At 60.4% G+C, this 18972-nt stretch carries 15 protein-coding genes and 1 pseudogene; 7 read left to right on the top strand and 9 right to left on the bottom strand.

What is annotated here, in order from left to right; all coding sequences use genetic code 11:
- Window positions 1–1300 (bottom strand): annotated as a pseudogene (locus ACQK2L_RS31820) (hypothetical protein); the annotation flags it as partial.
- Window positions 1258–2823 carry a VWA domain-containing protein gene (locus ACQK2L_RS31815; protein ID WP_425401093.1) on the bottom strand — a complete coding sequence of 522 codons (1566 nt, stop codon included), beginning with the start codon at window positions 2821–2823 and terminating at the stop codon, window positions 1258–1260. The pseudogene ACQK2L_RS31820 and the gene ACQK2L_RS31815, both read right to left, overlap by 43 nt.
- Window positions 2824–3242: 419 nt before the next feature.
- On the opposite strand from ACQK2L_RS31815, the gene ACQK2L_RS31810 reads away from it, so the two are divergent.
- From ACQK2L_RS31810 to ACQK2L_RS31800, 3 genes are all read left to right on the top strand, one after another.
- Window positions 3243–5192, top strand: a complete 1950-nt coding sequence (locus tag ACQK2L_RS31810; RefSeq protein ID WP_425401092.1) for an SLC13 family permease — start codon at window positions 3243–3245, stop codon at window positions 5190–5192.
- A gap of 239 nt (window positions 5193–5431) precedes the next feature.
- The gene (locus ACQK2L_RS31805) at window positions 5432–6664 is read left to right on the top strand and encodes a TlpA disulfide reductase family protein (RefSeq protein WP_425401091.1); all 1233 of its coding nucleotides are present in this window, start codon (window positions 5432–5434) and stop codon (window positions 6662–6664) included.
- 1228 nt (window positions 6665–7892) lie between these two features.
- On the top strand, window positions 7893–8198 hold the full coding sequence (locus ACQK2L_RS31800; protein ID WP_425401090.1) for an Hpt domain-containing protein: 306 nt from the start codon (window positions 7893–7895) through the stop codon (window positions 8196–8198).
- A gap of 41 nt (window positions 8199–8239) precedes the next feature.
- Here ACQK2L_RS31800 and ACQK2L_RS31795 read toward each other — a convergent pair whose 3' ends face one another.
- The 4 genes from ACQK2L_RS31795 to ACQK2L_RS31780 form a co-directional block, all read right to left on the bottom strand.
- A complete protein-coding gene (locus tag ACQK2L_RS31795) occupies window positions 8240–9391 on the bottom strand; it encodes a class I SAM-dependent methyltransferase (protein WP_425401089.1) in 1152 nt (383 codons plus the stop codon).
- Between the two features lie 71 nt (window positions 9392–9462).
- Window positions 9463–10248 (bottom strand): DUF1365 domain-containing protein, encoded by a 786-nt coding sequence (locus ACQK2L_RS31790; protein ID WP_425401088.1) that lies wholly within the window; start codon window positions 10246–10248, stop codon window positions 9463–9465.
- Window positions 10194–11498 carry an NAD(P)/FAD-dependent oxidoreductase gene (locus tag ACQK2L_RS31785; protein WP_425401087.1) on the bottom strand — a complete coding sequence of 435 codons (1305 nt, stop codon included), beginning with the start codon at window positions 11496–11498 and terminating at the stop codon, window positions 10194–10196. Before ACQK2L_RS31785 ends, ACQK2L_RS31790 begins: the two co-directional genes overlap by 55 nt.
- A gap of 152 nt (window positions 11499–11650) precedes the next feature.
- The gene (locus ACQK2L_RS31780) at window positions 11651–12418 is read right to left on the bottom strand and encodes a DUF1295 domain-containing protein (protein ID WP_425401086.1); all 768 of its coding nucleotides are present in this window, start codon (window positions 12416–12418) and stop codon (window positions 11651–11653) included.
- 66 nt (window positions 12419–12484) lie between these two features.
- Here ACQK2L_RS31780 and ACQK2L_RS31775 point away from each other — a divergent pair, with 66 nt between their 5' ends.
- Window positions 12485–13543 carry an SAM-dependent methyltransferase gene (locus ACQK2L_RS31775; RefSeq protein ID WP_425401085.1) on the top strand — a complete coding sequence of 353 codons (1059 nt, stop codon included), beginning with the start codon at window positions 12485–12487 and terminating at the stop codon, window positions 13541–13543.
- Between the two features lie 33 nt (window positions 13544–13576).
- A complete protein-coding gene (locus ACQK2L_RS31770) occupies window positions 13577–13966 on the top strand; it encodes a DUF4345 family protein (RefSeq protein ID WP_425401084.1) in 390 nt (129 codons plus the stop codon).
- Between the two features lie 314 nt (window positions 13967–14280).
- Here the strand turns inward: ACQK2L_RS31770 and ACQK2L_RS31765 are convergent, their stop codons facing one another.
- Complete coding sequence (locus tag ACQK2L_RS31765) at window positions 14281–14979, bottom strand: helix-turn-helix domain-containing protein (RefSeq protein ID WP_425401083.1); 699 nt, start codon at window positions 14977–14979, stop codon at window positions 14281–14283.
- A gap of 372 nt (window positions 14980–15351) precedes the next feature.
- Window positions 15352–16224 carry a ThuA domain-containing protein gene (locus tag ACQK2L_RS31760; protein ID WP_425401082.1) on the bottom strand — a complete coding sequence of 291 codons (873 nt, stop codon included), beginning with the start codon at window positions 16222–16224 and terminating at the stop codon, window positions 15352–15354.
- A gap of 127 nt (window positions 16225–16351) precedes the next feature.
- On the opposite strand from ACQK2L_RS31760, the gene ACQK2L_RS31755 reads away from it, so the two are divergent.
- Window positions 16352–17077 carry a peroxiredoxin-like family protein gene (locus tag ACQK2L_RS31755; protein WP_425401081.1) on the top strand — a complete coding sequence of 242 codons (726 nt, stop codon included), beginning with the start codon at window positions 16352–16354 and terminating at the stop codon, window positions 17075–17077.
- Window positions 17078–17086: 9 nt separating this feature from the next.
- Here ACQK2L_RS31755 and ACQK2L_RS31750 read toward each other — a convergent pair whose 3' ends face one another.
- Window positions 17087–18430, bottom strand: a complete 1344-nt coding sequence (locus tag ACQK2L_RS31750) for a sulfatase-like hydrolase/transferase (protein WP_425401080.1) — start codon at window positions 18428–18430, stop codon at window positions 17087–17089.
- 115 nt (window positions 18431–18545) lie between these two features.
- Between ACQK2L_RS31750 and ACQK2L_RS31745 the strand changes: the two genes are divergently transcribed.
- Window positions 18546–18971, top strand: a complete 426-nt coding sequence (locus ACQK2L_RS31745; protein ID WP_425401079.1) for a zf-TFIIB domain-containing protein — start codon at window positions 18546–18548, stop codon at window positions 18969–18971.
- Window position 18972: the final 1 nt, after the last annotated feature.

The following is an 18972-nucleotide window of genomic DNA, read 5'->3' as shown; positions in this document are numbered from 1 at the left end:
CGCGAACCGTGCCGCGGACCGCAGCCGTGTCGCGGACCGCGCCGCCGAAGTAGCCATCCCAGAACAACTCAGGCGAGACGCTCTCGTCGATGGTCACCTTGGTAGAGGCAGGCTTGGTGCTCGTCGAAGGGCTTTGGGGAGCCTTGGCCTTTTCGGGCTGGGCTTCTGCGGACTTGCTTTCGGTCGGTTGGGCTACGGGTGCATCGTTGTCGGCAATGCTGAACGCACCACCGCCGCCACCGAAGCCGCCACCGCCCAGGCCACCGCCGCCGAGGCCGCCGCCGCCGAGGCCGCCGCCGCCCAGGCCACCGCCGCCACCGCCGCCGAAGGCACCGCCGCCCAAACCGCCGCCGAAGCCACCGGTGCTGGGAGTTTCAATGGGCAGGACCAAGTCGGCCACGGGATAAACTTTGACTTGCAGTCGTGTGAGGGCTTCCTCTTCGGTGGTGATCAGCAGCACCTCATCGGAGATGACGTACGTGAGCTCCAATTGGCGAAGCATGATGCGAAGCGCCGAACGGAGCGAAATGTTCCGCAGGTTCACGTCGATTGGCTCGTCCGGCGAGAGCGTCAGCGCGTCGAGAGCCTGCAGATCGAGCTGGACTTCAATGTTGTACTCGTCGCGCAGGAAGTTCACGACTTCCGAGAGCGGCGCGCCTTGGAACTCGAGGCCCAAGGGGTTAAGCGGATCGGACAGGGCCTTGGTGATGCGTTGTTCTGCACCATCCTGACCAGCCAGGTCCACCGCTTTGTACTTCTCGCGTCGGTTGGTCAGCTCTTCCCAGACAGCCGCATCGGGGTACACGATCGGCGGTTCGTCCGGTTGCGGGATGCCAGACAGTTCCACTTGGAACCAGGTATCCCACGAGCCGCGGTGACGACGTTCGCGGGTGATCTCTTGCAAGTAGTGGTGTCGCTCGAAGCGGGTGTGAAGCTCCGCCACGACGGGAGTCACGCCGTCGGGATCGACCTCGTACAGAATCTGAGCGACCTCTTCGGCTTCCTCGTAGCGATGCTCGTCCAACAGGGCGTTCATCCGGTCGACCAGTTGCTTCTCTTTCACCACTTTGCGTGTGAGGCGATCGTTGATCAATCGGCGTTCCCGGGCTGCGGCGGCACGCTCTTCGGCTTGCTGACGCAGTTCAGCGTCGATCACCGAAGCACGGGCAGTCTCTTGCAGCACGGTTTGCAGGCGGTCGATCAATTGGCTTCGTACCGCGGGGCTCAGTTGTGCTGCCTGGCGAATGTTCTCCAGCATCAGCTTGAGGTTCTGCGAAGCGAGCTCGGGGTTTGCTCGCATATTGTCCCGGCTCGGGCGTCGGAGATCGTCAGTTCCACTTCCTTCTCCATCATCTCGGAGACGATGCGATTCTGGCGTTCGACTTCGGTGAGGTAAGATCCATCAACCACCGCGTCGCGTGCGGGAACACCATCGATGAATTCACCACTCGATGGGCCGACGATCATCCCACCGGCAGGTGGAGCAGGAACGACTTCGCCCGCTTGGGCGACGCGAACCAGATCCAAGTCGCCGCTATTGGACGAGCCCTGACCGGGTTCGGGGGTAATCGAAGGCTGCTGGGCGGGAATCGGAGCATCGCTTTCGATCAACGCTTGAACCGTCTTGGCCCGTGGATTGCCGGGGTCGCGGCGAAGCACGGTCTGAATAATGCGCCCGGCGTTTTCCTTGTCGCCCATCACGGCGGCTCGTTCGGCCAGGCTGGTCAGCTCCTCGACGCTGGCCAGCATCATCCGGCCCGTCTCTTGCAGACCGCGAGTGCCTAGCGTGGTGAGGGCCAGCCCACCATCGCGCTCAGCGCCTTCGACCAGTTGTGGCAGGTAGGAGAGCTCGCCGGAGACCGGCGCCTTTTTGACGGTCCAGTTCATCGGTTGATCGCCAACCTTGGCCGAGAGGCTCGTGGCCTCGACGTCTTTGGCGAGTTCGCCGACGACGATCGTTTCGCGGTCGCTACGAATCGGCAGAAGTTGATTGGGGTAGGCAGCTGCGAACTCGGCAGGCCACTCGGTGGCGGTGGGGAAGACCACGTCGGCTTGCGCCCATTGGGCCAATGCCTTGCCGGCGACACCGCCGCGGCGGCGGTTTTCTTGCAACGCACGCTGGGTAGTGATGCCCTCGGCTTCGTTCGGCCACACCATCTTCTTGTCGATGAATATGTTGCCGCCAGTTTGGTTGGCGAGCGCGGCTAACAATTCCAGATCGCGCTGCGGACCAACAGCAAAGCTGTTGACCGAAATGTGCTTGTCGCGAAGATCGCCAACCAGCGCGCCGAAGGCATCGGCCTGCATCAGGTTGGCAGGGCTCATGCCGTCGCCGATGTAGACGATGGTGCGGGGGCGGTTGGAATCGCCGTCGAACAGCTTCGCGGCGCTGTTGAGCGCCAGTTCCATGTCGGTCGAACCGAGCGGCGGCTCGCGGCGAATCTTCTCCACCGCTTCGCTGATGGATGCATCGTCCTTGCCAGCCAGTGAGTCGTTCATCGCGCGGGCGTCGAGGTCCACTGCGACCACTTGCACACGGTCGGCCTGGTTAAGGCCGGCGATGCACTTCTCCAAAGCGGCGATGGCCGTGTCGCGGTAGAAGCCAGACTGACTGGCCGACGTGTCGACCAGCACCACAACGTCGCGTGGTGTGGGTTCGGTTGCTTCGATCGGTGGCACCGTCAAAGCGAAGAACGACTGCCCGTCATCGGCTGTGAAGGTCTCCATCTGGGCCTGATCGGCCAACAGCGGCGCGGCGATGGCCACGCTCGCGAGGAGTGCCGTAGAAAGTGCGAGCTTGCCAGTGTTCATAAAAATCGTCATCGGGGTACTCCGAGTAGGTACCTTTCGCGGATGCGGCCGCCTGTTCCGGCTCCCGAGCCCGGGAGACTACGGCCGCGCAGATTGCCTAAGTTATTGTGCAACATGGCCGTTCGGGCCATTGGGGGACTTCCTACAGTGTATTCGCCCTGGCCCCGGACTGCCATAAGTTTCGCCCCCAAAATCGTTGGCAGTCGGTGCCGATTTTGCCGGTCATCCGGAGGCCCAGGTGAATGCTCCTGCACTGGTTCCGCCCGGTCGCCCGCAATTATTGCTGTGTCGCAGGGGCGCTCCGCACTGGACATTCGCCGCAAGTTGCCCTGCTGGGGCGGCGAATCCATCTGCACAAATCGTGCGAGGCTTAGTAGAATGGACGCAAGTCGTTGCTGCCTTTTAGTTTAGCGATTTTGTGATCATTCGCGATGACGCCGCTCCTGTTGGCCACGGGCCTTGCCACCACCACCGCACCAGTCGAACTATCCTTCGACGGCAAGATCTCCGTGGCCGTAGTGGGACTCGTATTTGTGGGCCTGGTCGGCTTCCGGCGGATTCCGATTGAGCTGCTGTTCCTAACCGCGCTGGTGGGGGTGACGCTGGCTGGCGTGATCGAGCCCCGCGAGGCCCTGCAGGGATTCGCCAGCCCGGCGGTGCTGTTCATCGCCGCACTCTTCGCCGCCGCTGCCGGTCTGAGGGCCACCGGGGCACTCGATTGGGTGGGAACCGCGGTGCTGGGTAGTGCGGACACCGAGCGGTCGGCGCTGCGCCGGCTGGCGGTAACCGTGGTGCCAGTGTCGGCCTTTGTGCTCAATACGCCGCTGGTGGCTATGTTCCTGCCGGTGGTGCTCGACTGGTGCCGCCAGAGGAATATCTCGCCATCCCGGATTCTAATGCCGCTCAGTTATCTGACCATCGTGGGCGGGGTCTGCACGCTGATCGGCACCAGCACCACGCTGGTTGTGAACGCCAAGCTGTCGGAAATGCGGCAGGTGATGAAGGACCAGGGCATCGCCGACCCGCCGATCGACGAACTGGGGTTCTTCGATATTTCGTACGTGGGGGTGCCGATCGCCCTGATCGGGGCCGTGTACATCCTGGTGATCGCTCCCAAGCTGCTGCCCAATCGAACCGAGCTGATCCGCGAACTGGGCGACCGCCGCCGCGAGTACCTGCTGGAGATGATGGTGCAGCCGGGTTGCCCTTTGGTGGACAAAACCGTTCAGCAAGCGGGCCTGCGAAACCTACCCGGGCTGTTCCTGATCGAAATTTCTCGCGAGGACGAGATCATTACCCCCGTGACCCCCGCCGACGTGATCCGTGCCGGCGACCGCATGGTGTTCACCGGCGTGGTGCAGACGATCGCCGACCTGGAACGGATTCCCGGGCTGGTGCCGGCAGCCGACATGACTTACGAGTTCCAACCCGCTCAGCGGATACAACGTCGCCTGACCGAGGCGGTACTGTCGCGAACCTCGCCGCTAATTGGCCGCAGTGTTCGCGAGGCGAACTTCCGCCAGCGGTACAACGCGGCCATCGTTGCGGTTCATCGCAATGGTGAGCGGCTGACCAACAAGATCGGTAGCATCCGGTTAGAACCTGGCGACACGCTGCTGTTGCAGACGCACGCGGAGTTCGTGGAATCCTACCGCAACAGCCGCGATTTCTACCTGGTCAGCCCCGTCGGCGAGACTTCCGCACGGCGGCACGATCGGGCGTTGCTGGCTGGTGTGCTGTTCGGATTGATGATCCTGTGGCTTACCATCGCTGGGGTTTCGCGCGACCAACTCGAATTTGGCCACTTCTTCTCCAACAAGCCCCAGGCAGTGATTGGCATGGCCGTGGTGGTGCTGATGATTGGCACCCGCTGCCTGAGCACCGAAGAAGCCCGCTCGGCGATCGACCTGCAGGTGATCATTACCATCGCGGCGGCAATTGGTTTGGGCCAAGCGCTAGAGAAGAGCGGTGCAGCTTCGTACCTGGCCCACTATATGGTCCATGGTACAGAGGCTGCAGGCATTCATCCCGATTGGCAGCCCTATATTCTGTTAGCACTCATCTACCTGGTAACTGCCCTGTTTACCGAGATGATCTCGAACGTGGCCGTGGCGGCGATGATGATTCCGATCGCGGTAGGTGTCGCCCTGGCGGGACCCAATGGGGGGTACGCCACCGAACCGTTTGTGCTGGCAGTGGCCCTGGCGGCATCGCTCAGTTTCGCCACCCCCATCGGCTACCAAACCAACCTGATGGTCATGGGCCCCGGCGGATACCGCCCTATCGACTACCTGAGGGTTGGCTTGCCGTTGACGCTCATCTTGTGGGTCGCTGCGCTGGTGTTGGTGCCCTTTTTCTGCCCATTCAAGGTGCCCGTGTAACTGGTGGGATTGCCCAAGAGTCCTTGTCGGACGCTGCGATTAAAAGAAGTCGATCTGCGCTCTATTGGTTAGCTGGGTAACTGCTGCGCATGGTGACCTGCTCTTTGGGTGCCTGATTTGGGCCGTAATTTGCTGTCCCAGCAGCACTTGGAAGTTTGACTCGGAGTCTATCAGCAGGGTAGGATGTCGTTCCCGCGTACGATCCCTCCCCCCACTCCCCCCTATTCGGAGCCCCTACCGTGCAACGTATTTTTCTGCCCGCGTTGTTGTTGGTTAGCTTGCTGCACGCCAATCCAGTTGCTGCTCAGCAACCAGCCGAAGCCAAGGAGATGACCATTGGTTCGACGGCGCCGCCCATCGACATCGAACATTGGGTAAGCACCGGCAACGGTCAGTTCGAACAGTTCAACGAGTTCGAGTCGGGCAAGGTTTATGTGGTCGAGTTCTGGGCCACTTGGTGCGGACCTTGTGTGGCGAGCATGCCTCACCTGGCCGACCTTCAGAAGAAGTACGCCGAGCAAGGTGTGACCGTGGTGAGCGTTAGCGACGAGCCGCTGGAGACCGTGGAGAAGTTTCTCGAGCGCGAAGTGATGGGCGCACAAGCCCACGCGCCCGCCGAAGGCGAAGAGGCATCGGCCGACGAAGCACCGCAAACCTACGCCGACCTGACGAGCGTCTATTGCCTGACCACCGATCCCGATGGCTCGGTGAAGAACGACTACTTCCGCGCTGCTGGTCAGCGAGGTATTCCTTGCGCCTTTATCGTTGGCAAAGACGGCGTGGTGGAGTGGATCGGTCATCCCATGGCGATGGACGAACCGCTCGAGCAGATTGTGACCGACAGTTGGGACCGCGAGGCATTCGCCGAGGCGTTCCGCGCGAAGCAGCAATTGGAGAAGCTGTTCCAATCCGCCGCCGCGGCAGCTCAGCAGGGAGACTACGATGCCTTTGATACGGCCGTTACCGAGATCGAAGCGCTCAAGCTTCCCGAGGACATGGCCGGCCGTGTACCGATGATGCTTCGGCAACTCGATCAGGTCGCCACGATGACCATGCTGTCGAACGATCCTGAGCGTGCGATTGCCAGGATGAACGAGCAGGCGGCCAGCATGAATCTGATGCAAGCGACGAACCTCGGCGCTCAGATTATGCAGCAGAACGCTCGTGGCAAGGAAATCAAGCCTGAAGTGGTCGACGCGGTGATCGCGATCATCGAGGAGAAGTCCGACGCCGATAAGCCGGTTGGTGCGGTATTCTACACCCTTGCCGGGCTCTATCACGCCAAGGGCGACCTGGATAAGGCCATCGAACTGCAAGAGCAAGCCGTGGCCGCTCCCGCAACGGGCGTTGGCGCACGTGCCGCTCGGTTCCAGGCAGCGATGCAGGCGTTCCTCAAGAAGCTGCAGGACGAAAAGGGCGCTGGTGCAGAAGAAGAAAGCACCGAAGAGGCACCTGCCGAGTCCAACGGCTAGTGCGTGCTAAACGCCTACGTTAGATAGCTTGTTCAAAAAACAAACCACCGCCGGACCTTGGCATGGGCCGGCGGTGGTTTTTTATTCTCAAGCAGATTCCGTCAGGCGGTGAAGCCTGTCGGATCTACCATCGATTACATGCAGCCACAGCTGGGCTCGCAACCGCAAGTGGGCTCGCAACCGCAGGTCGGCTCACAGCAACCGCATCCGCGGTGACGGTGGAACAAACCACGGAGCTTGCCGAGGATGCAGCACTTGGGACGGCAGCAAGGATCACAGCAGTCCATCTCGCATCCGCAAGAAGGCTCTGCACAGCAGCTGGGCTCGCAGCAGCTCACTTCGCAGCAACCGCAACCACGGTTGCGGAACTTACCAAACAGACGGCTCAGGCAGCAACCACGACGTGGTGCACAGCAGTCCATTTCGCAGCCGCAAGACGGCTCAACACAGCAGCTCGGCTCACAGCCACACGACGGTTCACAACAGCTCGGCTCACAACAACCACGACCGAACAGCCCGAAGCAGGCGTCGGCGTTTTGGGCGCTGGAGAGCACGAGGGCGGCGCCAAAGAACAGCGACGCCAAAACGGCACGACTCTTCATTTCAAACGCTCCTCAAAAAACATGGGGGAGAGGGAAACACAAAATCTTTCTTTACGCGGCGCCTGCTCAGGGGGGTGAGAAACGAACCGGGACGCACCGCATTGCATAAGGTGCCGACCCTTTGGTCGCTGGAACTCTCAGTCCAACAAGGCAAGGCTTGCCACTTAGTCCATCAGCGTTATCGTCAACCCTACCCACCGCCTCTCGCTGGTCCGTACGGTTTCCGCAATTTGCCCATGTTTTCCCACCGGCCATGACGGTCGTGAGGGTTCTGCTGGCACTGGGGCAGCTTGGCGATGCGACGAGGGTGTGGTGTGTTCCCCAATCCGGCGATCCTCCCAACCGTCACACCCCTCGGGAGGTGCTCGAAACCGCCGCGGATTGCCGTGCAGTGCGCAAAACCTCATGAACTTAGGGGCATGGGACTCCATATTTAAAGTATTCACCCAGGAAAAAACGGGGAAGAAATTGAACTTCCCCACTGGGGGTGAATTTTCTACTCTGCTTGGCACGATCGAGTTACTCAGGGGCAGTATTCGGTCGCACCAGTGTGGATTGGATCCACCCCCGCCTAAACTGCCCGCCCCTTCCCAACCGCGAATCCGAGGAAGAAGAGGATCCCTGCGATGATTCAGGAACCTGTGTATTCGACACTCCGTCGTGCCGAATTCGCCGAATTGGTAGACCTGTTTGTCGGCGAACTGCCGTTAAGGATGTCGGTGATCGAGCAGTTGATGTCTGCCGGCGACCGCGAAGGACTGTGTCGCGCCGCTCATCAGCTCAAGAGTTCTGCTGGCAGCTACGGCTTCGGCGACTTGAGCTTGTACGCTGGCCGTGTCGAGGCCCTGTGCCGCGACCGCGCCACGATGCGTGCTCAACTCGAGTACGCCGTGGACGAACTAAGCCAACAAGCAAGCCGCGTAAGGGCGTAAGCTCTGCCGGCGCTGCTGTTTGGCACGGTGCACAACCACAGTCACCGCCACGCGGGTTTGGCGAGCATCCACTGCGATACGCCGATTTGGCGCTCCAGGAACCCCGCTTCGCAGTAACAGAGGTAGTACTTCCAGAGACGCAGGAATCGCTCGTCGAAACCAAGTTCGCGCACCGCGTCGAGTTGCGCCCACAGTTTGTCCCGCCACGCGCGTAGCGTCCGGGCGTAATGTGGCGCGAAGTCTTCCACCGCCTGCAGTCGGAAGTCCGTCCGCGTGCGGAGGCAATCTGTGATTGCGCTGGGGCTTGGCAAAAAGCCGCCCGGGAAGACATGGCGCTGAATGAAATCGACGCCGCGGCGGTAGGCATCGTAGCGGTAGTCGGGGATCGTAATCGCCTGCAGCAGCATGGCGCCGGACGGCTTGAGCAACTGCGAGCACTTCGCGAAGTACCTCGGCAGGTACCGTTCTCCCACCGCCTCGATCATCTCGATCGACACCAGCTTGTCAAATTTGCCTCGCAAGTCGCGGTAGTCGGTCAGCCGCAGGTCGATCTGCGACTGCAACCGGTGGCGGAGGAAACGCTCCGCAGCGTAGTCATGCTGAGCGGCCGAGATGGTGGTGGTCGTGACGCGGCAACCGTATTTCGTGGCCGCATGAATCGCGAAGCCACCCCACCCCGTGCCGATCTCAAGCACATGATCATTGGGACCGAGCCTCAGCTTGCGGCAGATGCGGTCGTACTTTTCGGTGGAAGCGTCCTTCAGCGTTGCGTTCTCCTCGGCAAAATAGCCACTGGAGTAGGTCATCGTGGGGTCGAGCATCAACTCGAAGAATTCGTTGCTCAGGTCGTAGTGCTGCGAGATGTTCCGGCGGCTTCCCAAGCGAGAGTTCCGCCGCAGCCAGTGGCCGAACTTCCGCACCGGCGAGAGTAACTTCGGCAGCCCCTTCTCCACACCCTGCAGTCGATCGAGATTCGCCGCCAGCACCCGCAGGGCAGCCGTTAAGTCGGGCGAGTCCCAATGGCCGTGGACAAACGACTCGCCGAGGCCCAATCCTCCTTGCAGAGCGATCGCGCGATAGAAGCGTTGGTCCGAAACGCGCAGGTGTCCTTCGAGGCTGGCGTTGTGCTGGCCGAAGCTTGCCGTGCCAGTGCAATCGGTGAGCGTGAGTCGTCCCTGCGCGACCTGCTGCAAGCGGTGGTGAACCAGTCGGCGAAAGATGGGTGCGGTGCGTCGCGACTGTTGAGAGCGCGCTGCGTTCTGTTCTAGGCCGCTGGCTGTTGCTTGGAGGAGAAGTTCTTTTGTGTACGGTTTGGATGGGGGTGATAGGGACATCGCTTCCACCAGAGTTTCAAGGCTTGATAGTAGATCGCTGCGGTGACCTGAGCGGTCATCGCCGGGTAGCGAATCAATGCCGTCCGCAGGTTGGCAGCCGACATCTCTTTGCGCCGCAGTGTTAGATTGGCGTCGAACGACCGCTCGCCCGGCACGCGCCGCGACAAGCAGACCGTAAGGGCGTCGCCGGGCGTCGTGAGACGCCAGCGGTAGTTGCCTTCCATGCTCATGAAAGGCGAGACGTGAAAGTCCTTTGCATGCTCGTAGCGTAGTCCGCCGCTGGCCGTGCGATTGTGGTCGCACAACACGTACACGTGCCGCTCGCCCCACGGCGTATTGGATACTTCGGCCAGCACCTGCTCGACTCGCTGCCCGGTCGGGTCGAATGCATAGTACAGGTTCAGGGGGCTGAAATAGTAGCCATACCATCGCAGCTGGGTGAGTACTCGAATCGGACCCGAGGGTCTGTGACCAGAACGCTCGGCGCAAAGCTCGCGAACTTGATTATCCAGGGAGCGGGATTCGTCGAACAGCCGATCGCTGTGGCAGAAGGAGGCCAGGCTCCAGCGGCGATCGCTAAGTAGCTTCCCACGCCCGACGAGCTGCGGCAGCTCGTCGAGATCGAGATACGCCATCACCAGACTGTAGCGAAAACGGTGTGCTACCGGATCGCGACGGTGGTGGGCGACGGCTCCTTCGTACAGGCAGCTGTGCATGCTTCAAGTCCAATACCGAATTGCTTGGCGACGCGCAGGGCGCTGTTCACGCCATCTTCGTGAAATCCATAACCCCAATACGCGCCGCAGAAGTGTGCACCCGCTCGACCGCTGATCGTCGCCCAGCGACTCTGAGCGGCGATCGACTGCATTGTATAGGCTGGATGCGAAAACTCGAACGTTTTCAGGACCTTTTGCCGGTCGATTTGCTCGGTTTCGTTCAGCGAAAGCAGCAGCTCGCCCGGCTCCACGACACCTTGCAAGCGGCCGAGGTCGTAGGTCACCGTGGCCGGAGTAGTTCGATCGGCGCTCAGGCAGTAATTCCAACTCGCCCAGGCGTCGCGCCGCGCCGGCAATCGACTCTGGTCGGTGTGCAGTACCGCCTGGTTCGGCTGGTAGGGAAATGCGGTGAGTGTATCGGCCTCGTCGTCCGTCGCATCGGGAAAGATCCGCAACGTCTGGTCGGCGTGGCAGGCGAAGACGACTTCGTCGAACTCACCGACGTCTCCGCATAGCGTTTCAACTTTAAATCCTGCAGGACCGCGACGCACTCGTGCCACGGGATCGGCAAGGTGCAGCCGGTCACGCAGGTCAGCGAGCAGCGGCTCGACGTATCGCCTCGACCCACCAACGATGGTCCGCCACTGCGGTCGATTGCGAAGCTGCAACAGACCATGGTTGGCGAAGAATCCAATCAGGAACTTGGCCGGATAGTCGAATACATCGCTTGGCCGGGTCGACCAAATGGCGGCCGCCATCGGCACCAGGTAGTCGTGCACAAAGCCAGGCGAGAAACGACCCGCCTGCAAAAACTCGCCCACCGACTGATTGGCGGGGAGTCCCAGCCGCACCGCATTGCAACCACCTTGGTTGAAACGCAGGATGTCGCCAATCATGCGCCAGAACGACGGACTCAACGCATTGGCGCGCTTCGCGAACAAACCACGCAAGCCGCTGCCTTGGTACTCGAAGTCGCGCTGCGGATCGCGAACGCTGAAGCTCATGTCGCTCGCGCGGGATGCGACGCCCAGCATGTCGAGCATTCGGCAGAAGTTTGGATAGGTCCTGGTGTTGAACACCATGAAACCGACGTCCACGGCCACGCGCTGGCCGTGACGATCCACGTCGACGGTCAACGCGTGACCGCCGGGGTTGGGGTTGCTGTCGTAGAGTACGACGTCATGCCGAGTAGCGAGGAGACGAGCAGCGACACAACCGCTCACGCCGAGTCCGATAACTGCGATCCGCATCTACAAGGCCTCCCGCAGATGCTGTTGGTCAAGAGTAGCGTGCATAGTGACTCCGATTGAGTGGGATCGCAAGTGAGAGACTGTAGGACTGCTGAGAGAGATGACCAGTCCACGTCCGAGAAACCTCGCTTGCGGCCTTCCTCACAGCGACCCTACGACTTGGGCAACCAAGGAAAGAAGGCGCTGGTCCTGCGGGCGTAGTCGTCGTAGCCCTGCTTGCGGGCTTGGAGTGATTTCTCCAGCAGCGTTACTCCTGAGACCTTCAGCAGCAGGATACTCATCAGCACAGGGCCAATGAGCGTCCACCACACGAAGCCGGCTTCGAGGGTCGCCACGTAAATGCCCCACCACACCAGGAATTCGCCGAAGTAGTTGGGGTGCCGGGTATAACGCCAGAGGCCGTGGTCCATCACCTTGCCCGCGTTGGCCTGATCGGCCTTGAAACGGGCTAATTGCCAGTCGCCGACTGCCTCAAACACCAGCCCGATAGTCCACAGCAGGACACCAATTGTCGCGAAAACGCCTAAGTTTCCGCCTTGGAGGATACTCGTTTGCACCGGCAGCGCTACGATCCATGTGAGGAGAGCCTGGAGTAGAAACACGGTAAACAAGCTCACTAGCGGAAAACGGCGGCCCCAATACTCCCGCATTTTTCCGTACCGGTGGTCTTCGGGCTCGCCCCAATTTCGCCAAGTGAGGTATCCACTGAGCCGCAGCGCCCAAATCAACACCATGGCGACTAGCAAACCGGACAAGGGTGTCCACTGAACCAACAGAGCCGTGCGGCAAGTGATCACCGCAAAGCCGACCGCCCAGAACAAATCGACAATGCTCACGTCGCGTTTCAGCAGACTGACCAGCCATACCGCTGTATGCAGGAAAGCGACGGTCAGTAGATTCCAAAGTAGCAGCGACGACATTAACCTATTCTCCGGTGCGAACACTGGCATTCTAGATCGCAACCGCTAGACGGAAAGCACGTTTCGATGAACTTGATTGATGCCGCCGAACGACGATGGTTGCCTGACAGTGTGATTCGCTTCGGCATTCGACGTCTCCTGCGCAAGCGAGCACGCCAGGAAGCCGACAAGCAGAGCGTGACCGCATTCGCGGAGATGCTCCGTAAGTCGCCGCTGGCCGTCCACACCGAGGCTGCGAATCGCCAGCACTACGAGGAGTCTCCACGGTTTTTCGAACACGTGCTCGGTCCACGCCTCAAGTACAGTTGCTGCTTGTACCCCACGCCCGAAAGTACCTTGGCGGAGGCCGAGCATGCGATGCTCAAACTCTCCTGCGAGCGGGCGGAGCTGGCGGACGGGCAGCGCATTCTCGAACTTGGCTGCGGTTGGGGATCGCTTTCGCTGTGGATGGCCCAACAGTATCCGTCGGCCGAGATTACCGCAATCTCGAACTCACATCGCCAGCGAGAGTACATTCAAAGGAAAGCGGCCGCGCTGGGGCTCGAGAATCTCACCATCGAGACGGCCAACATTGTCGACTTCGCACCGGCTAGTCGCTTTGATCGCGTGGTGTCGGTCGAGATGTTCGAGCACCTGCGAAACTATGAACTGCTGTTTCAGCGGATCGCCAGCTGGCTCTCGGACGACGGTAAACTGTTCGCTCACGTCTTCTGCCATCGCGACGAGCCGTATCTGTTCGAGACCAGCGGCCGCGATGACTGGATGGGACGCCATTTCTTTACCGGCGGAACCATGCCATCAGAAGACCTGTTCGGACAGTTCGACGGCCATCTGCGGATTGCACAGCAGTGGCAGGTCGATGGGCTGCACTACTGGCGGACGTGCGAACACTGGCTGGAGAATCTCGACAGCAACTGGGACCGCCTCGTGAATCTGCTCACCGAAGAGCTCTCCATTCAAGAGGCACGCCTCGCCCTACAGCGATGGCGCATGTTCTTCATGGCTTGTGCCGAACTCTTCCGCTACGAAAACGGCAAGCGATGGTTCGTCGGGCACTACTTGTTCGAACCGCAACCCACAACGACCACCACAACCAAACCGGCCTCCGGGTTGGTCCACACCTAGTGCGCTTCCAGTTCTAGGGGCACTTCACTCACTATGCTTATCGCCCGAGTTTTCCTGACCGTTGTCGCACTGCTCTACGTGGCCCTGGGCATCTGGTGCGCAGTGGCTCCGGCTAGCACGTCGGAGAAGGTGGGCCTCAGTCGCATCGGCGAGGCGGGCAACTCGGAGTTCTTCACCGTGTACGGCGGACTCGAGGTCGGCATCGGACTGGCACTGCTGATCCTGGCAGCGAGTAGCAGCACGACTTTGGCTGGTGTGGTAGCGTGCCTGGCAATTCACGGCGGCCTGGTGTTGTTCCGCTCGATCAGCTTTGCCCTCTACGACGCCGCCCACGGATTCACACTCCGACTGGCGATTGGCGAGTGGGTAATCTTCTTGGCGAGTCTAATCGTCTACGTGTATCTAAGTCGCTTGGCGAAGTAAGTGACTTGGAATGGTGAAATCGCGCCGGTGTCAAAAAATCGCCGTAGATATTGCACCTCCGTCTGATCTAATGGAGGTGCCGGCGATTGCGCCGATGGCTCTTTGGCAACTTGGGCGGTTTTAGTGAGCAGCGACTCATCGACTCGCCGCGCAGGGTTTTGTCGCACCACCGGAGTTTTGTCGCAGTGAATGCGTTTGTTGAGAGTGCGACAATTCCAAGTGCTTGTCGTGCAACGAGTTAGGGCCAATCGTTTTGTCGCAGTAGTGCGACAAAACTCCAGCGTGCTTGCGGGACAGTCTTGGACCGCGGCGAATCAGGAACCCGACGCACTGAGGATCTTGCCGGCTTCGTCGAGCATACCGGCCTGGCGGAGGTACTCGGCGCCTTCGGCGGCGTCGAACAACACCTCCTTGATGACCAGTTTGCCGCGGCGAAACACGAAGCGATGCACTAGTTGCATCGGCTTGGTGAGCGGGTGGCCGATGGGGCCCATCCAGTTTTGTCCCCAGACGATCACCTCGTTGCCCTGGCTGGCAAATTTGTACCAGGGCCGCCAGTCGTGGTTGGGGGGAACTTCGATAATGGAGAAGAAGATGGCGTAGGCGCGCTGGAGTCCGTCGATGCCGTGGTGTTCGCCGGCGAAGGGGATAACCTGGGGATCGCCGTTCATCCGCATGACCATATTTTCGTCGAGGAAATGGCGGATTCGGTCGACGTTGCTGCCGGGGTATTCGTATTCGGCGGCAATGTAGGCCTTGGCCATGGCCACTGGGTCGCTGACGAGGTCCTCAGGGTGAACCGGGTCGTCGCCGGTGGAGAGCGTATCGGCCAAATCGGCCACGGTGCTGGCGGAGATGGGTTGCGAGGCTTCGGCCTTGGACACGAGCCTTTCGCTGTATCCCGATTGCTTGGCAAACTCCCGCTGCGTCCAGCCCCGCTTTTGTCGCAGGAAGGACACGAGCCCGCCGTTACAGGCATACGACTTTTGTAGTGGCTTTTCTTGCCATGGCATTCCAGTATCCCCCAAGTGCTACTGACAGGTGTTCGCCTGTTGAAAATGCAGCCCTAAGCCTAGTGTGTGAGCCGGATGGGGTCAACGTGCGTATTGCGTGCGTATCCAGGTTAGCGGGGTCTGATTAGACTGGGGGAGATTTACCTCATTTGTCAGGCCTATCTGAACTTGCTTGTTTACCGCCAACCTGACCGCGCCAGGTTACATTGGCCGAAGGTGAGCGAATTAGCGGGTCTTTGCAAGCATTTGACGGACTCTGAGACCTGGTGTCGGCGACACCCTGCAAGCGGTCTTGCAGGGTTAGGGGGCGTCGCCGGCGCCTAGGTCTTTTATGGTAGTCGGACCCGCAGCGGTGGCCGTGCGTTGCTGTGGCTAGGGAGTCTCCACTCGCGCATCTAGCAGCACCAAGTCGTTAAAGCGGTCGACATTGCGATCGCCGGTCCAGGCGATGCCGCGCATCAAGAGCAGTCGAAAGGCAGGGTCGTCGAAACTCCACATGTAGTGTCCCGGAATGGAGACGAACACGCGTCCTTCGCCTTTGTTGTAAGTCCAGAACTGCGGAGTGTCGTCGCCCTCCTCGCGACTGGTGCCGAGCAGCGAGATTTTGTCTGCGTCGCCGCGGAGCCGCCAGTAGGTTTCGTCGTAGAGGTCGATCTTCTCGAAGTTCCGCGCCACGGGGTGGTCGCCGGCCTTGGAGAAGTCGATGTCGAGCGGGCCGTGGCGATACCCGATCGCGCCGGCTTTCGACGCCAGTCCGATGCGCTCGGCGAACTCGTGCGGATGGTCTTCGCCGTTCACGGCCCAGTGAATATACACGAGACCCCCGCCGCGAGCGAGATGCTTGTCGATGAGTTCCGCACGTTTGTCGTTCCACAAGCCCTTCTGGTAGAAGACCATCACGTCGGCTGCCTCGGCTTCTTCCGGCGTGGGGAACATCCAGGCGGTCTTCACTTCGGTGTTGGGCGCTTTGGCGAGCAGTCGACTCCATACGTCGAGCCAGGCAGGATAGTCGTGTTCGCCAGTCCCGTGATCCTTCGGCCCGGCCACGAGCAGGATCTTGAGCGGCTTGTCGCTCGTCGGTGTGGTGTCCTCGCCGGCGAGCAGCGTATCGACATCGGCCATGGCCCGCGGCGGTGGCGGGCTGGTTTTGTCGTTGTAGGTCGGCATGCGATAGCTTTCCGCCTGTTCGGCGGTCGCTGTGTAGCAGTTTGCGATGATAGCCGCAGCAAGGAAGATGCGATACATTGGAGATTCCTGTGTCACGATTGGCATGAACCCACCTCCACATGATAACTGGCGGCCGCACCGGACGTCCATTATCTCCCCAAAGCGACTAAACGTCCCCCGCATTCCCCGGACAGAGGAGTTCAAGATGTCCCATTGCGTACGACTTACCACGCTTGCGTTGCTCGTCTTTGCCATGCCCGCCGTGGCCGAAGAAGTGGACCAACCCTTGTCCAAGCAGCTCAAGGAGATGACCGAGGGAGCCAAGCAGCGCATGCCGGCTCCTATGTTGAAGACGTTTGAGGATGCGATAGTCAAAGTGCGCGAAACGGGTATCGAGAAGTCCGCGAAGCAAGTCGGTGATGAGGCCCCCGATGGGACGTTGGTGTCGTGGGATGAGAAGGAAACCACGCTAAGCGATCTGTGGAAGGAGCAACCCGTAGTCCTCACCTGGTATCGCGGCGGTTGGTGCCCTTACTGCAATCTGCAACTGCGTGCGATGGAAAAGCAACTGGACGAACTCGAAGGCGCCGGCGCCCGGTTGGTTGCGCTCACGCCTGAACTACCGAAGAACGCCAAGGAAACGGCCGAGAAGAACAAGTTGAGCTTTCTGGTGCTCCACGACAAGGAGAACAAGCTGGCGCACAAGTATGGAATTGTGTTCAAGCTGCCCGAGTCGATCGTTCCCATCTACCGCGACCGTCTGCAACTCGGCAAAGTCAACGGTTACGACAAACTCGAACTGCCGATGGCGGCGACGTACGTGATCGATCGCGAAGGGGTGATTCGCTACGCGTTCCTGAAGGCCGACTACAAGAAGCGAGCCGAGCCGGCCAAGGTGATTGAAGCCGTGAAGAAGCTGAACGAAGAGTAGTGGCCGGGCCTACGAGGCGTCGCCGAGTTTTTGCTCGCGCACTTTGTCGAGCATCTCTTCGAGTCGCTCGGGGTTGGTGCTGGCGAGGTTGTTTTTCTCGTAGGGATCGTCCTTCAGGTTGTACAGTTCCCACTGCTTCTTGCGCCCGTCGCGCAGCACCTTCCAGTCTCCGGCACGCAATGCAACTCGATCGCGGTTACCACCCCACACCCAGTACAACTCGCGCTGGTCGGCGGGCTCGCCGGTGAGTTGCGGCCAGATGTTTTGGCCATCGAAGGCGATGTCGGCGGGTAGCTCCGCTCCGCCCACTTCGACGAGCGTGGCGAACCAGTCGACTGCGTGTAGCGGTGCTTTGCAAACCGAAGGCTCCAATCGGCCTGGCCACCAGGCGAGGGCTGGCACGCGGATGCCACCTTCGTAGACGTGCGTCTTGGAACTCCGCAGAGGCTTGTTGCTGCTGAAGTTGCTGAGCTTGGGGTCGGGCGGCGGATAGACGTTGCCGCTGCTGTTGACCACCGCACCGTTGTCGGAGATGAACACCACCAGCGACTCGCGGCCGTTAGGAGCATTCTGGCTAGCTTCAACAATCTGGCGCACGCAGTCGTCCATGTGCGTTACCGCGGCGGCGTACAACCGGCGATCGGGCGATTCGATGTGCGAGTTCTGCTCGATCCACTTGTCCTCTTCCACGATTGGATTGTGCACCGACTGGAATGGCACGTACAAAAACAATGGTTGGTCTCGCGCGTCTTCGAGCAGCTTCACCGCTTCGGCGGTCACCAGGTCGGTTGCGTGGCCCTGCTCCTCGATGAATTCGTGGTTGCGGTGCCAAGTGACGACGAACGGCGAGCTCAAGCGATAGCGATGATCGTACATGCCTATCGCCCCGGCCAGCGAGCCGTATGAGTGATCGAAGCCGTGATGATTGGGACCCCACTCCGGCTTGGAGCCAAGGTGCCACTTGCCGCACAAGGCGGTCCGGTACCCGGCCGCCTTGAGCACCGACGCCAGTGTCGGCGTGTCAAACGAAAACGCGTGCTCGTTCGACGCCCGACAGCAGTGATTCCCAAAACGGCTGGGATATCGTCCCGTCATCAGACACACACGCGTCGGCGTGCACTGGGGCATCACGTATTGCCAGTCGAGACGTACTCCTTCGGCCGCCAAACGGTCGAGCGTGGGCGACTTGATATCCGGATCGTGATATCCAATGTCGTTCCACCCCTGATCGTCGGAGATAATCAGCACAATGTTGGGCTGCTCCGTTTCCTCTGCAGCCGACATACTGCCGAACACGGAGCATGCACCAAACACGAGCAGCAGTAGACGACGAAAAGCGGGTGTGTTTGTCATAGGGCGAGTCATACGATATTCTGACAAGTAGTGGGGCACACGATCGATACCGATTGTAAGCGACCCACTCGACCGTTTCCACAATACGACCACCGTTTCGAAAAGGAGGTCCGCCATGAAATGTCCCCGCGATGGCGCTGAGTTGGCTACGGTTCGCATCGACGGAGTCGAACTCGACAAGTGTCACCACTGCGACGGCCTGTGGTTTGACCAGGGCGAGCTCGATCGCGTGCGCAATCTCGACTTCACCGATGTGGAAGAACGTCTGGAGCAGAAGTACGGCAACCCTGATGTGGCCGCCGGCAAAGTGAACGGGTACATGCGCTGCCCACGCTGCACCGATGGTCGCCTGCAGGAGTTCACCTACACCTACGGCAATCGCGTGCGCATCGACCGATGCAACGAGTGCCTGGGAGTGTGGGTGGATGACAACGAACTGGATGCGATCTTTGGCGAAGAGAAGCAGCTAGAGAAGATGGCCCAGGATGGCAGGCTGAAAGCCTTCATGCGAGCGATGTCGAACTTGATGAGCAGCAAGTGAG

The sequence above is a fragment of the Aeoliella sp. genome (assembly GCF_965227375.1).
In the GTDB taxonomy this organism is placed as follows: Bacteria; Planctomycetota; Planctomycetia; order Pirellulales; family Lacipirellulaceae; genus Aeoliella.
This window is presented reverse-complemented; position numbering and strand designations above follow the sequence as displayed.

What these genes read in the sequence shown, in the direction of transcription:
- ACQK2L_RS31815 (WP_425401093.1), bottom strand. Translation starts at nt 2,823, where the DNA reads ATGACGATTTTTATGAACACTGGCAAGCTCGCACTTTCTACGGCACTC.
- ACQK2L_RS31810 (WP_425401092.1), top strand. Translation starts at nt 3,243, where the DNA reads ATGACGCCGCTCCTGTTGGCCACGGGCCTTGCCACCACCACCGCACCA.
- ACQK2L_RS31800 (WP_425401090.1), top strand. Translation starts at nt 7,893, where the DNA reads ATGATTCAGGAACCTGTGTATTCGACACTCCGTCGTGCCGAATTCGCC.
- ACQK2L_RS31790 (WP_425401088.1), bottom strand. Translation starts at nt 10,248, where the DNA reads ATGCACAGCTGCCTGTACGAAGGAGCCGTCGCCCACCACCGTCGCGAT.
- ACQK2L_RS31785 (WP_425401087.1), bottom strand. Translation starts at nt 11,498, where the DNA reads ATGCGGATCGCAGTTATCGGACTCGGCGTGAGCGGTTGTGTCGCTGCT.
- ACQK2L_RS31780 (WP_425401086.1), bottom strand. Translation starts at nt 12,418, where the DNA reads ATGTCGTCGCTGCTACTTTGGAATCTACTGACCGTCGCTTTCCTGCAT.
- ACQK2L_RS31775 (WP_425401085.1), top strand. Translation starts at nt 12,485, where the DNA reads ATGAACTTGATTGATGCCGCCGAACGACGATGGTTGCCTGACAGTGTG.
- ACQK2L_RS31770 (WP_425401084.1), top strand. Translation starts at nt 13,577, where the DNA reads ATGCTTATCGCCCGAGTTTTCCTGACCGTTGTCGCACTGCTCTACGTG.
- ACQK2L_RS31765 (WP_425401083.1), bottom strand. Translation starts at nt 14,979, where the DNA reads ATGCCATGGCAAGAAAAGCCACTACAAAAGTCGTATGCCTGTAACGGC.
- ACQK2L_RS31760 (WP_425401082.1), bottom strand. Translation starts at nt 16,224, where the DNA reads ATGTATCGCATCTTCCTTGCTGCGGCTATCATCGCAAACTGCTACACA.
- ACQK2L_RS31755 (WP_425401081.1), top strand. Translation starts at nt 16,352, where the DNA reads ATGTCCCATTGCGTACGACTTACCACGCTTGCGTTGCTCGTCTTTGCC.
- ACQK2L_RS31750 (WP_425401080.1), bottom strand. Translation starts at nt 18,430, where the DNA reads ATGACAAACACACCCGCTTTTCGTCGTCTACTGCTGCTCGTGTTTGGT.
- ACQK2L_RS31745 (WP_425401079.1), top strand. Translation starts at nt 18,546, where the DNA reads ATGAAATGTCCCCGCGATGGCGCTGAGTTGGCTACGGTTCGCATCGAC.